A 13,427-nucleotide genomic window follows, 5' to 3' on the forward strand; every position below is an offset into this window, starting at 1 on the left:
CTTGATGGTCAGGCTTCGTCGCCGGGCGTGCCGAAGCGGATGCGGAAGCGCCGGTTCTCTTTGCCCTTCTTCTCGATTTTGGCGATATGGATCCGGCCGACTTCCTGAGTCTCGGAGACATGTGTGCCGCCGCAGGGTTGGCTGTCAATCGAGGAGTTCTCGCCGATGCAGACGAGGCTGACGCGCCCGAGCCCCAGCGGCGGGCGCACGTTCTTCGATTTGACGATGTCGGGATTGGCCGTAAGCTCCTCGTCGGTGATCCATTGCAGATAGACCGGATGGTTCTGCTCGACCAGTTCCATCAGTTTGGTCGTCACCTCGTCCTTGTCGATCGTTTCGGCCATGTCGAAGTCGACGCGGCTCTCCTCCTCGCCGACGGCAGCCCCGGTGATCGGATAGGAGCAGACGACGGAAAGCAGGTGGCAGGCGGTGTGCATGCGCATCAGCCTGTAGCGGCGCGGCCAGTCGACATGCAACACCAGCGTCTCGCCGACCGCAGGCCGCGGCTCGTTTTCGAGCGGCACATGGATGATGATATCTTTGCTTGGACCATGCTTCGTCTGACTGAGCGCGATCTTGCTGCCGTCGGCACGTTCGAGCTGGCCGGTGTCACCAGGCTGGCCACCTGATGTCGCATAGAAGCAGGTCTGGTCCAGTTCGATGCCCCCGTCTTCGTGAACGGCGGTGACGACCGCCTCGCACGTCGAGAGATAGAAGTCGTCACGATAGAGGGCATTGACCGGCATGGGTTTTCACACGGGTTCGTAGGGAACGTGGATTTCGGGCGACTTGGCCATCCAGCCCGGAACGGGCAGCCCCTTCGAGGTAAGGAAATCCGGGTTGAAGAGCTTAGACTGATAGCGGTTGCCGTAATCGCAGAGGATCGTCACCACCGTGTGACCAGGTCCAAGATCCCGGGCGAGATTGACCGCGCCGGCAATGTTGATCGCTGTCGAGCCGCCAAGGCAGAGGCCCTCGTTCTCGACGAGGTCGAAGAGATAGGGAAGCGCTTCGGCATCCGAGATCCGATAAGCATAGTCAGGCGTGAAACCCTCGAGATTGGCGGTGATGCGGCCCTGGCCAATGCCCTCGGTGATTGAGGATCCCTCGGATTTCAGCGCACCGTTCTGGTAGAATTCATAGAGAGCGGCGCCGTCGGGATCGGCGATGCCGATCTTGACGTCAGATTTGAAAGCCTTGAGGCCGGTAGCCACGCCTGCCAGCGTGCCGCCGGAGCCGACCGAGCAGATGAAGCCGTCGACCTTACCGTCGGTGTCTTTCCAGATCTCCTTGGCGGTCGTTTCGATATGCGCCTGACGATTGGCGACGTTGTCGAACTGGTTTGCCCAGATCGCCCCGTTCGGCTCGGTCTTCGCCAGCTGCTCTGCGAGCCGCCCGGACACCTTCACGTAGTTGTTCGGGTTCTTGTAGGCAACGGCGGGCACTTCGACGAGTTCGGCGCCAAGCAGCTTCAGCGCGTCTTTCTTTTCCTGGCTCTGCGTTTCCGGGATGACGATGACGGTGCGATAACCGAGCGCCTTGGCGACCAGCGTCAGTCCGATGCCGGTATTGCCGGCCGTACCCTCGACGATGACGCCGCCCGGACGAAGCAATCCCTTCCGCTCTGCGTCGCGGATGATGTAGAGCGCGGCGCGATCCTTCACCGACTGGCCGGGGTTCAGGAACTCCGCCTTGCCGAGAATGGTGCAGCCGGTCACCTCTGAGGCGCCCTTGAGTTTGATCAGGGGCGTGTTGCCGATGGCTTCAAGGACGGAGGGGTGGAAGGTCATGGAATCTGCCTCTATTCGAACTCTTACTTTAAGAACGGTCTTTTCCCTTCACAAGGCTGAGTTGGCAAGAAAAGCTATTCCACACCTCTGTCGGACGCGATAAAATTTGGCTTTCCTCCCCAAAATGACTATGGCCCCGCAATCCCGCCGTGTGCGGGGTGATCCGAAGATTGACTTTCCCCGTACGGATGACGACAAAGCGAAAACGGAGCGCGGCAACAGGGCGTGACCGAAACCGAGATGGTTCACGAGCAGATCGACACGATCGATGCATTGATGGCGCATTATGTCGCCGGCTCCTTGCCTGAGCCGGCGCGTGTGCTGGTGCAGTCTCATCTGGAAATGAAACCGGACAATCGCAGCCTGGTAAACAGCCTCGAGCTGCTGGCAGGCGAAGCTCTGGAAAACGCGCCTGAAGTCGCCATTGCCGATCGCGACGGACGGCTTGCGGCGATCTTTTCCTCTGCATCTCCCGTCCCGGCGGCGCAGACGGCCACGCGACCGGAAAATGCGCTGTTTCCTCAAGCGTTGCGTGCTCTCTTGGGCTTCGAGGCCGAGGATGTGCCCTGGCGCCGGCGATTGCCCGGTTTCAGGGAATATTCGCTCGACATGGACGGCTGCGAGGTCAGCCTGATGTGGATCCGGCCGGGCCGCGCCTTGCCGGCGCACACCCATAAAGGCATGGAACTGATCCTCATCCTCGACGGCGCCTTCAACGATGAACGCGGCCGTTTCGGTCCCGGCGACATCTCCATTGCCGACGAGACGGTCGACCACCGGCCGGTCGCCGAAAAGGACAGGCCTTGCATCGCCTTTGCCGTTTCGGACGGGCCGGTCAAGCTCACCGGATCCTTTCGTCAGATGATCGGCGACCTGATCGGCTGAAAGCAGCCACAATGGTGTGATAGAGCCCTAAATCCGGGAGGAGCAGAGAAACTTCCGGACCTGTTTTCGTGTTGATCAGGCGGCCCGGAGGAACATGTCATGCGTGATTTCATTGCCCATCCCGAACATGGAATCGTCTGGATTTCAGGCGCGAGTTCAGGCATTGGCCGGGCGCTTGCGTTAAAGCTCGCCGCCGAAGGATACAAGGTCGCCGTCACCGCCAGAAGTCACGAAAAGCTGGTGGAGCTGCAGACCGAAGCCCGCGGCCTTTCCGGCAGCATTGTCGTTCTCGACGGCGACGTCACCGATGCCGAGGACATGGAACATGTCATGGCCTCCATCGAATATGAGCACGGGACGCTCGCCATGGCGATCCTCAATGCCGGCGTCTATCTGCCGGTCCACGCCGAGGACCTGAACCGCAGCGATTTCGAAAAGAGCTTTGCCGTCAATCTCTCCGGCGTCGTCAACTGTCTGTTGCCCGCGATCCGCCATATGAAGGCGAAAGGGCAGGGACAGATCGCCATCGTTTCCTCCGTCACCGGCTATGGCGGCTTGCCGACAGGAGCTGCCTATGGCGCCACCAAGGCGGCGCTGATCAATATGGCCGAAAGCCTGAAATTCGATCTCGACAAGATGGGCATCCGCATCCAGCTCGTCAGCCCGGGCTTCGTCGATACGCCGGCGACGAGGAAAAATGCCTTTCCGATGCCGGCCCTGGTATCGGTCGAGGAAGCCGCCCGGGAGATTGCTGCCGGATTGAAATCGCAGACCTTCGAGATCACTTTCCCGAAGCGCTTCACCACCATGCTGAAGCTCGCGCGCCTGCTCCCTTATGGCGCTTATTTCACGCTGGTGAACCGCGTGACCGGCTGGCGGGAGCGGCCGCCATTGCCTGGTCACCATCCGGTGACACCGCATGCGGCGGAATGATCAACGACGCGAAAACACGACCTGACGGACATCGATATTGCGGGCGCGGAAGCCGGCCTCGCAATAGAACAGATAGAATTCCCAGAGCCGTTTGAAGCGCTCGTCGAAGCCCATCGGGCGAATGCGCTCCCAGACCGACCAGAAGCGCTCGCGCCATTCGGCAAGCGTGCGGGCGTAGTCGAGCCCGAAGCCGAAGTCCTTGACCAGCGACAGATCGACCTTGCCGGCGAGTTCGGCCAGATGGTTGCGCGTCGGCAGCATGCCGCCTGGAAAGACATATTTCTGGATGAAGTCAGGGTTGCTGCGATACTGGTCGAAGGATTCCGGCCGGATGGTGATGATCTGCAGGCCAGCCTTGCCGCCCGGCTTCAGACATTGCCTGAGCTTGGAGAAATAGGACGGCCAGTATTTTTCGCCGACCGCTTCGAACATCTCGATCGAAACGATCCGGTCGTAGAGCCCTGCTTCATCGCGGTAATCCTGGAAGCGGAATTCCACGCGGTCATCGAGGCCGGCCTTGTGGATGCGCTCCTCGGCAAAGGCAAGCTGCTCGCGGCTGATCGTCAGCCCTGTCACCTTGCACTTCAGCTCGCTTGCGGCAAATTCGGCAAAACCGCCCCAGCCGCAGCCGATCTCCAGCACATGGTCGCCGGGCCCGATGCCGGTCGCCTCGGCAAGCGCCCGGTATTTGGCGTTCTGGGCCGATTGCAGATCGTTGGCGCCGGTGGAATAGAGTGCTGAGGAATAGGTCATGCTCGGATCGAGCCATTCCCTGTAGAAATCGTTGCCGAGATCGTAATGGGCGGAAATGTTGCGCTTCGAGCCCGTTTTGGTATTGGTGTTCATCCAATGGCGGACGCGCTCGAAGAGGCGGCCAAGACCGCCCTTGCCATGCGCATAGCTGAACGCGGCCTCGCCATTGACGAGGAAGAGTTCGAGGAAGGCGGCGATATCAGGGCTGTCCCAATCGCCGTCCATATAGGTTTCGGCGACCCCGATCGTGCCGCTCGTCAGCGCCCGATAGGCAAGGTTCCAGTTGTGGAGGCTGAGCGCCGCCTTTGGCCCGGCCTTCTTGCCCTCGACCAGCAGCCTGCGGCCGTCGGGAAGGGTAACGGCAAGCGAACCGTGCTGCATGTGCAGAAGTCCGCGCAGGGCCAGCTTTGCTTTGAAGGGCAGACCCTTCACCATGCGGGACATGTTTTCGGCCGTCAGCGTCACTGCATCACGAGCCAGCAGATTCCAGTCCTGCGCCTTGCTCATTTCTCCTCCTCCAGCATTTTCCTGCCGGTTAGGGACGAAGCACCCTTGATGATACGCGCGGCCGCCCCCCGCCATTGCATCGAACGCTAATGTCATTCCGCCGCTTCCGCAAGCGGGCGGGGCTGGCGGACGCTGACTTCAGGCGGGGGCGAAGGACGCCGGACGTAGCGCGCGCCCTTCAGCCACAACTTCAACGCTTCCCAATGGATGCCGGCGATGATCTTGAAGGTGAGGAAGGGGATGCGCGCCGTCAACCCCAGCAGCAAGGCGCTGGTCAACGGCACCTGTCGTCCGGAAAATGTCGCCGAGAGAAGCGGGCCTTCGCAGTCGTTCTCCAGGATGCGCCAGCGGATTTCGGCGCCGGGCGGCAGCATGCGGAAATGATAGCGCGCCGCCATGCCGATGAAGGGTGAGACGTGGAAGAGCTTGTCGCAGCTCTGGCGAAGCCCGCTCTCCGACATCTCGCCACGGCCGACGGGGCAGATATAGCTGTGCCGCTCGCCGAAAGTATTGCGCACCTCATAGATCATCGCGACGACTGCGCCACCGGCATCATAGGCGTGATAGACAGAGAGCGGGTTGAAGACATAGCCGAGAATTCGGGGATAACAGACGAGCAGGATCCTGTCCGCTCGGTCGAGCCCCGCCTTGGCGAGCAGCCGGTCGGCATAGGCACGCAGTGATGTGTCTCTGGTATCGGCATGATCCCTCTCGTGAAACGAGATGAGATTGGGCCCATTGACGGAAAACAGCACCGATAACCCGCCGGCCTCGTCCAGTCTGTCGAGATCGACAAGCAGCGAGAAGACACGGTAACGGAAGCGATGGCCGAACGGTTTCATGCGTTGATGCATGATCTCGCCGACATAGAGTGCTGCGGCGGCATCCGGTGGAGCGCCGTTGGCTACCGCGTTCATGCCAAGTTTTTCGCCGTGCCCTGTCATGCCGCCACGTCCGGTTGAGGTTCCCAAGTTCGGGCAGTCCGCCAGGGTATGATCCCGCCCAAGGCTTCTGCGGCCGCCAGACCGGAAACGAGGCCATCTTCATGGAAACCGTATCCCGTCCAGGCACCGGCGAAATGGCAATGGTTCTCTCCCTGAATGACGGCGAGCGCCTGCTGTGCGGCCATGGCGTCCGCCGAGAATTGCGGATGTTCATAGGTGAACTCGGCAAACACTTTATGGGGGGCCGGCTCGCGGTCGGGATTGAGGGTCACGAATAGCGGGAATTGATCGTCGATGCCCTGCAGCCGGTTCATCCAGTAAGTCACGGCGACGTCGGCCTTTCCATCTTCACGGCTTGAACGGAGATAGTTCCATGAGGCCCAAACCCTGCGCCGCTGCGGCATCAGCGATTGGTCGCGGTGCAGGACGACGCGGTTCGGCTGATAGGGGATGGCGGCGAGCAGCCTGCTCTCCCGATCGGTGGCATCGGCGAGCAGGCGGGCTGTCTGATCGCTGTGACAGGCGAAGATCACCTTATCGAACGGGTGTGCGATCCCCGTCTCGTCGATGATCGTGACGCCGCGCTCGGAGCGGATGACGCTGCGCACGCCGCAGGAAAGTTTCACGCGTTCGCCGAGCGGCCGAAGCAGCTGGTCGAGATAGGTGCGGCTGCCGCCGGTCACTGTGCGCCACTGGTGCTGGCGGCGATAGATCAGCCGGTGATTGTCGAAGAAATTGACGAAATGCTCGGCGGGAAACTGCAGCATGCGGGTTGATGGTGTCGACCAGATCGCCGCCGCCATCGGCACGAGATAGTTGTTGGTGAATCCGGGCGAGAAGCCGCGCCAGTCGAGATAATCGCCGATCGAGCGCGAGGCGAGATGGCCGGCAGCGCGATCTTCGAGGCAACTGCGGTTGAAGCGCAGAATCTCGTGGATCATCCATAGAAACGATGGCCGCAGCAGGTTGCGCTTTTGCGCAAAGATCGAGGACAGCCCGCCGCCGCTCCATTCCAGCCTGCCGCGATCCAGTGAGAGCGAAAAGCTCATATCGCTTGCATGTGTCGCGATGCCGAGCTCGGCAAACAGCGCCGTCAGGTTGGGGTAATTCTGTTCGTTATAGACGATGAAGCCGGTATCGACCGCAATTTCAACCCCGTCGTAATCCACGTCGACGGTCGCCGTATGGCCCCCGGCCCGCGCTTGGCTTTCATAAAGCGTAACGTCGTGCACTGGGCTTAGAGCCCAGGCCGCGGAGGCGCCCGAGATGCCGGAGCCGATGACGGCGATCTTCAGCCGGCGTGGGGCTGGACGGAAGTGCGCGTTCATGCGGCATCCCTCGTGGCATTGTAGGCGGCGAGCGCCCGGTTACGGGCGAGTGCGTGATCGACGATCGGTTTCGGATAGGTCTGGCCAAGCGCGATGCCGGCCTCGTCGAGCATGCTCCTCGGCGCCTCGAACGGCCGGTGGATGTATTTTGCCCCGAGCTCTCGAAGCTCCGGCACATAGCTCCTGACATATTTGCCGTCGGGATCGAATTTTTCACCCTGCAGCACCGGATTGAAGATGCGGAAAAACGGCGAGGCGTCAGCTCCCGAGCCCGCCACCCATTGCCAGCTTGCCGCATTGTTGGCGGGATCGGCATCGACAAGCGTATCCCGGAACCAGGCCTCGCCCCGGCGCCAGTCGATCATCAGATCCTTGATGAGGAAGGAGGCGACGATCATGCGCACGCGATTGTGCATCCAGCCATGGCGCCAGAGCTGGCGCATGCCGGCATCAATGATCGGATAGCCGGTCATGCCGCGGCGCCACGCCCTGAAATCGTCGTCGTCGCTGCGCCATTCGAAGCCGTCGAAACGCTCGTTCCAGTTGTTCGAGGCAAGACGCGGGAAGTGGAAAAGTAGGTGATAGGAGAATTCGCGCCAGGCGATCTCCTTGCGAAAATGCACGACATCGGCCGCTGCGACCCGTTTCGACAGGCCGCGTGTGGCATCCCAGATGCGGGCAGGGGAGATCTCGCCGAACGCCAGGTGTGGCGACAGCATCGACGTCGCGGGTCTCGCAGGATAGTCTCGGTTTTCCTTGTAGCCGTCGAGCGCGTCTTCGATGAAGGCACGCAGCTTCTCATGCGCGCCCTCTTCGCCGGGTGTCCAGAGATCGGTAAAATCGCCTGCCCAGTCCCGTTTCGTCGGGAGCAGCTTCCAGCTCTCCAGCGCTTCTGATTTCGGAAGTTGCGACGCAAGCCGCAGTTTTGCCGGCGCCTCCAGTGGCGGCTCCGGTTCGCCGCCGCCCTCCAGCGCGCGCCAGAATGGCGTGTAGACGCGATAGGGCGTGCCGTTGCCGGTCATCAGCCGGGAAGGTTCGTGCAGCAACTGGCCCCCAAAGCTTCTTGCCTCGATCGCCTGCTTTTCCAATTCGTGCTTGATACGGACGTCGATGGAGATGCCGGCTGGATCGTAGCGCCGGTTCCAAAAGACGGCTTCGGCCCCGCTCTCCCTGATGAAGGCGCGGAGCACTTCGAACGCCTCGCCGCTTGCCAGCACCAGCCGACTTCTCCGCTTGCGCAGCGATCTGTCGAGCGCTTCCAGCGAATGATGCAGCCACCAGGCCTGCGCAGCGCCCAGCGGACCGGTGCCTGCTGCCTCCGGCTCGCTTATATAGAGGGGGATGATAGGACGCCCGGAGCGATGGGCGGCATCGAGAGCCCGGTTGTCGTCAAGGCGCAAGTCCTTGCGAAACCAGAGGATAACAGGTTTTGCGGTGTCCTTTGCCAATGAAGCCGTTCCGTTCGTGTTCTTTTCAATCTGCTACGGATGTACGGAGCGCGCGGATCAAAAGTTTCATCCGGCGGAAAAGCTTTTCATGGCCTTCGCGACATTAAAAAAGGCCGGCGTGAACCGGCCTTTTGTGAGAGCGGCAGTCTGTCGGTTAGTTGTCGTATTCGCGGCAGGCTTCGCTGATCGATGCGCCGCTCTGGCCACCGCGCGTGTCGACGCCGGACATCTGTTGCGGCATGCCGGGGCATTCCATCGTCCTCGGCTGGCTGATGCTCTGTGTCGTCGTCGGATCGACCGGCGAGACGGGTACCGGACGAATGCCGTTGTCATCGTTGGTGTAGTCGGATGAATAGGTACCCGAATTCGGATCAGTCGAGCCGCCATTCGTCGGCCCGATTGGATCGGGGTTCGACTGGGCAAAGGCTGACGATGCCATGCCGATCGCAAGCAGCGAAGCGGCGATAAGGGGCTTAGACATGGGATATCCTCCTTGGATTTTCATCTTGGATGACCCAGGGGTAACTGGATGACGGAATCATTGTTCCGAAATTTGCCGAAAACATGCATTCAAGCCTCGCTGCGTACCCGGCATGGTTATGCGTAAACCTTAACGGGCGATGTCGCTGGATCGGCGCCGGCGCATGTCCTACTTGCATGCGGAGATACTAAAAAACCGTGGCATGAGGCCGCTATGTTCATCTCCTTTCGCGAAGCCGCAGATCTCGGTCTCCAGATCGCACTTGTGCTCACCCTAACGATGGGTGGCATGGCGGTCGCCTCCTACGCCGTCAGGAATGACAAGGCTAAAATTTCCGCAATCGACGTCAGCCGTCCCTCGCTCTGGACCGCCGCACCGATGCGCGTCGATCCGGCTACGCAAGCCTACCTGCGCGCCGATGCTTCGGCCGCACTGGAACTCGCCGATGGTGCCGATGACCTCTGCCACGACCCGATTGGCCTCCGGCTTTCCTGCGACTTGATCGTCACCTCGGGTACGGCGGCCTTCTAGGCGAAGGCGGTTGGAAGGCGTCACCGCCATCCTCCCGAAAGCTTGCAAAACGCCATGATTTGCCGTTTCATCGAGACAGCGACCACCGTTCGACTCTTTCCCTGAAGGATTCAGCCTTTTGTCTATGCCGATGCCCCGCGGCTTCGAGAAGCCCTATGCCGCCTTCCTGTTCGATATGGACGGCACCATCCTCAATTCGATCCATGCGGCCGAGCGTGCATGGAGTGACTGGGCAAGGCGCCATGGGCTCGATGTCGCCACCTTTTTGCCGAAGATGCATGGGTCGCGCGGCATTGACACGATCACCCGGCTGAACCTGCCCGGCGTCGATCCCGAACATGAATCAAGACTGGTGACCGAGGCTGAAATCGCCGATGTCAGGGATGTCGTTGCCATTCCCGGCGCCGCGACCTTTCTGAGTTCATTGCCCCCGGATCGCTGGGCGATCGTCACCTCCTCGCCGTTGCGCCTTGCTCACCGGCGACTGGAGGCAGCAGGCTTGCCGGTGCCGAGATTTATGGTGACGGCTGAGGACGTCAAGGTCGGAAAACCCGACCCGCAATGTTATATTCTCGGAGCCGAACGCCTCGGCGTCAGCACGCAGGATTGCCTGGTGTTCGAGGATGTCGCAGCCGGCATCACCGCCGGCGAGGCGGCGGGTGCCGATGTCATGGTCATCACGGCAACACATCACCACAAGATGGAGACGCCGCACCCGACCCTCTCATCCTATGACGAGGTCTCGGTCCGCATCGCGGCCGAACACAGGATGCTGATCGTCCCGAACAGGGCCTGACAATGCTCCGGCTGCGTCCTGCTTGCTTTTGTACGGTTCATTCCGCGGCTGCGGCAAGACAGCGATCGATGATCCTGCCGATTTCGCTGCGGCAGGAGCCGCAATTGGTTCCAGCGCTCGTTTCCTTGCCGACCGCCTCGACGCTGTGACATCCGCCGCGCACGGCAGCAGCGATCTGGTTGACCCCGACACTGAAGCAGGAGCAGACGGTGGCACCTGGATCCGGCCTGCCGGCGCCGGGACGGCCTGCAACGAGCGCAAAGCGTTTCCTGAGGTCGCCATGCGAGGCTGAAAGCTGCGAGATCGCCCAGTTGCGTGCGACGGCGACGGGCTCGCGGGCGAGAAACAGCGCGGCAAGCAAGACCTCGCCATCGAAGAAGGCGAGCCTCAGGTCGCCGGATTGCCGGTCGGCATAACCAAGCGGTTCGATCTCTGCCGGAATGGCGAAAACCGCGCGGCACCAGGCCGTCCAGTCTTCGACGTTTTCGCCGAAAGCAAGCTCCAGCCGCCAGCCGCCGGCGGCTTTTGCCAGTGCCCAATAGGCGGCGTCAGGCGTGGCGGGTTTTGTGGCGGAGACGGCGAAACCGTAATGGGTGGCGCGAAACGGCCGGACGGCGACGGCAACGTTCTTCGATGCCGGCTGACCGGAAACAGGATCGGTGATCGGTGCGACCACGGCGTCGATCCGCGCTCTTGCGGCGAACTGGTCGTTCCAGTGCATCGGCGCAAAGATGCCGCCGCGTGCCTGGCGATCGGTGACCAGCGCCCTGACGATTGCCTTGCCGTGCGGGCTGTCGATTTCGACGAGGCCCGCGCTTGATATACCGGTCTCGATCGCGTCGCGCGGATGGATTTCCGCAAAAGGTTCGGCGATATGGGCAGAAAGCCGCGCGCTTTTTCCGGTTCGCGTCATCGTGTGCCACTGGTCGCGGATGCGCCCGGTATTCAGCGTGAAGGGGTACTCGGCATTGGTGCGATCGGTTGCGGGCGGTTTGACCGCGACGAAGCGCGCCTTGCCATCGGGATGGAAGAAACCGCCCTCGGCAAAGAAGCGGGTGACGCTGGGTGCGGTCCCTGCGGCGTGCGGCCACTGAAAGGGCGACAGCTCCTCATAGGCGCCGCCGCTCATGCCGGCGCGCGCGCCGATGTCGAAATCGCGGCTGCCGTTATTTTCGAAGGCCGAAAGCGCGGCATGCTCCGCAAAGATTGCGTCCGGCGCATCAAAATCGAAGGCGCCAGCAAATCCCATGCGGCGTCCGACCTCTGCAAGCTGCCACCAGTCCGCCCTCGCATCGCCGGGAATGTCGAGAAACGGCCGTTGCCTTGAAATGCGCCGTTCGGAATTGGTGACGGTGCCATCCTTCTCGCCCCAGCCGAGCGAGGGCAGAAGCACATCTGCGTGCCGGGTCGTGTCCGTCTCTTTGAGGATGTCCGACACGACGACGAAGGGACAGGCGGCGATCGCGCTTTCGACGCTGTCGGCATCCGGCATCGAGACGACGGGATTGGTCGCCATGATCCAGAGCGCCTTGATGCGCCCGTCGGCCACGGCGCGGAACATGTCGACTGCCTTCAGGCCGGGCTTTGCGGCGATGACGGGCGAGTTCCAGAAGCGCTGCACGCGATCCCGATCGTCGGCATTCTCGATCGCCATATGGGCGGCAAGCATATTGGCGAGACCGCCGACCTCGCGCCCGCCCATGGCGTTGGGCTGGCCGGTCAGCGAGAACGGTCCCATGCCGGGACGGCCAATGCGACCGGTCGCCAGGTGGCAGTTGAGGATTGCATTGACCTTGTCGGTGCCGGAGGAGGATTGGTTGACACCCTGGCTGTAGCAGGTCACGACCTTCGGCGTCGTCTCGAACAGGCGGAAGAACTCCCTGATCTGCATGGCCGGCAGGCCGGTCCGCTCCAGGAGATCGTTGATATCAAGCGCTGCCGCCGCCGCAAAAGCTTCGGCGAAACCTTCGGTATGGGCGGCGATATAATTCTGGTCGATTGCCGGACTGGTCGCGAGATGGGCAAGCAGTCCCATGAACAGCGCGACGTCGCCGTCCGGACGGATGGCGAGATGCAGGTCGGCAATATCGCAGGTCATCGTCCGGCGCGGATCGATGACGACGATCCGCATGTTTGGCCGCGCCGTCTTTGCGGCGGCAAGCCGCTGGTAGATGACGGGATGACACCAGGCAAGATTGGAGCCGGTCAGGATCACCAGATCCGCAAGCTCGATATCCTCATAGGTCCCAGGCACCGTATCGGCGCCGAAGGCGCGGCGATGCCCCGCCACGGAAGAGGACATGCAGAGCCTTGAATTGGTGTCGATATTGCCGGAACCGATGAAGCCCTTCATCAGCTTGTTGGCAACGTAGTAATCCTCGGTCAGCAACTGGCCCGAGACGTAGAAGGCAACCGCGTCAGGCCCGTGTTCGGCGATCGTTTCAGAAAAACGCCGGGCGACCAGATCAAGCGCCTCGTCCCAGTCGCTCCGTTCGCCTGCGATCTCGGGGTAGAGAAGCCGGCCATCGAGGTCGATGGTTTCGGCAAGGGCAGAACCCTTCGAGCAGAGCCGGCCGAAATTCGCCGGATGCTCGGGATCTCCTTTGACGCTGACTGCGCCTGCCTCGTCGATCGTGGCGAGAACGCCGCAGCCGACGCCGCAATAGGGACAGGTGGTTTTGACCTCAGCCGCCATCTACTCCGCCGCCATCATCAGGCTTTCCAAGGCGATGAACAGCCGGCCGTCTTCGTTCAGCACCGGTATCGTCCGGACCTCGCCTTCGTCGGCGCCGAGCGCCCTGCCTGTTTCCAGCGAGATCACCCAGTTGTGCAGCGGGCAGGTGACTGACTTGGCGTGGACGATGCCCTGGGAGAGCGGGCCGCCCTTGTGCGGGCAGTGATCCTCGATGGCGAAGACCTCGTTTTCGGCCGTGCGGAAGACGGCAATCTTGCCCTGCGGCGTCTTCACGCAGCGCGCACCGCGCAGCGGGATATCGGAGATGTCACCGATTGCGATCCAGTTCATGTCCAT

The 13,427-nt window shown here is 61.8% G+C and carries 13 protein-coding genes; 4 read left to right on the forward strand and 9 right to left on the reverse strand.

Going from position 1 to position 13,427, the window contains the following annotated elements; genetic code table 11:
- Window positions 1-8: 8 nt before the first annotated feature.
- On the reverse strand, window positions 9-746 hold the full coding sequence (locus U5G49_RS07945; protein ID WP_130716261.1) for an alanyl-tRNA editing protein: 738 nt from the start codon (window positions 744-746) through the stop codon (window positions 9-11).
- A gap of 6 nt (window positions 747-752) precedes the next feature.
- Window positions 753-1,790, reverse strand: coding sequence for a cysteine synthase A (locus U5G49_RS07950; RefSeq protein ID WP_018445696.1), 1,038 nt, complete (start codon window positions 1,788-1,790; stop codon window positions 753-755).
- Between the two features lie 225 nt (window positions 1,791-2,015).
- Here U5G49_RS07950 and U5G49_RS07955 point away from each other — a divergent pair, with 225 nt between their 5' ends.
- On the forward strand, window positions 2,016-2,675 hold the full coding sequence (locus U5G49_RS07955) for a ChrR family anti-sigma-E factor (RefSeq protein WP_018445695.1): 660 nt from the start codon (window positions 2,016-2,018) through the stop codon (window positions 2,673-2,675).
- Between the two features lie 99 nt (window positions 2,676-2,774).
- Window positions 2,775-3,608 (forward strand): SDR family NAD(P)-dependent oxidoreductase, encoded by an 834-nt coding sequence (locus U5G49_RS07960; RefSeq protein WP_131604967.1) that lies wholly within the window; start codon window positions 2,775-2,777, stop codon window positions 3,606-3,608.
- On the opposite strand, the gene U5G49_RS07965 is transcribed toward U5G49_RS07960, so the two are convergent.
- From U5G49_RS07965 to U5G49_RS07985, 5 genes are all read right to left on the reverse strand, one after another.
- Window positions 3,609-4,868, reverse strand: coding sequence for an SAM-dependent methyltransferase (locus tag U5G49_RS07965; RefSeq protein WP_018241741.1), 1,260 nt, complete (start codon window positions 4,866-4,868; stop codon window positions 3,609-3,611). It lies immediately after the preceding gene.
- 92 nt (window positions 4,869-4,960) lie between these two features.
- Window positions 4,961-5,812, reverse strand: coding sequence for a DUF1365 domain-containing protein (locus tag U5G49_RS07970; protein WP_193444222.1), 852 nt, complete (start codon window positions 5,810-5,812; stop codon window positions 4,961-4,963).
- Window positions 5,809-7,140 (reverse strand): NAD(P)/FAD-dependent oxidoreductase, encoded by a 1,332-nt coding sequence (locus U5G49_RS07975; protein ID WP_130716265.1) that lies wholly within the window; start codon window positions 7,138-7,140, stop codon window positions 5,809-5,811. Before U5G49_RS07975 ends, U5G49_RS07970 begins: the two co-directional genes overlap by 4 nt.
- Entirely contained in the window at window positions 7,137-8,588 is a 1,452-nt protein-coding gene (locus U5G49_RS07980) for a cryptochrome/photolyase family protein (RefSeq protein WP_130716266.1), read from the reverse strand. The genes U5G49_RS07975 and U5G49_RS07980 overlap by 4 nt, the downstream gene beginning before the upstream one ends.
- A gap of 154 nt (window positions 8,589-8,742) precedes the next feature.
- Window positions 8,743-9,069, reverse strand: coding sequence for a hypothetical protein (locus U5G49_RS07985; protein ID WP_193444223.1), 327 nt, complete (start codon window positions 9,067-9,069; stop codon window positions 8,743-8,745).
- A gap of 213 nt (window positions 9,070-9,282) precedes the next feature.
- Between U5G49_RS07985 and U5G49_RS07990 the strand changes: the two genes are divergently transcribed.
- A complete protein-coding gene (locus U5G49_RS07990) occupies window positions 9,283-9,600 on the forward strand; it encodes a hypothetical protein (protein ID WP_193444224.1) in 318 nt (105 codons plus the stop codon).
- Between the two features lie 118 nt (window positions 9,601-9,718).
- Entirely contained in the window at window positions 9,719-10,396 is a 678-nt protein-coding gene (locus tag U5G49_RS07995; RefSeq protein ID WP_130716268.1) for an HAD family hydrolase, read from the forward strand.
- A 37-nt stretch (window positions 10,397-10,433) separates the two neighbouring features.
- On the opposite strand, the gene U5G49_RS08000 is transcribed toward U5G49_RS07995, so the two are convergent.
- Entirely contained in the window at window positions 10,434-13,091 is a 2,658-nt protein-coding gene (locus U5G49_RS08000) for a nitrate reductase (RefSeq protein WP_193444225.1), read from the reverse strand.
- Entirely contained in the window at window positions 13,092-13,427 is a 336-nt protein-coding gene (gene nirD, locus U5G49_RS08005; RefSeq protein WP_018241748.1) for a nitrite reductase small subunit NirD, read from the reverse strand. It lies immediately after the preceding gene.

Origin of the sequence: Rhizobium indigoferae (assembly GCF_034554815.1) — a bacterium.
Classification (GTDB): domain Bacteria; phylum Pseudomonadota; class Alphaproteobacteria; order Rhizobiales; family Rhizobiaceae; genus Rhizobium; species Rhizobium leguminosarum.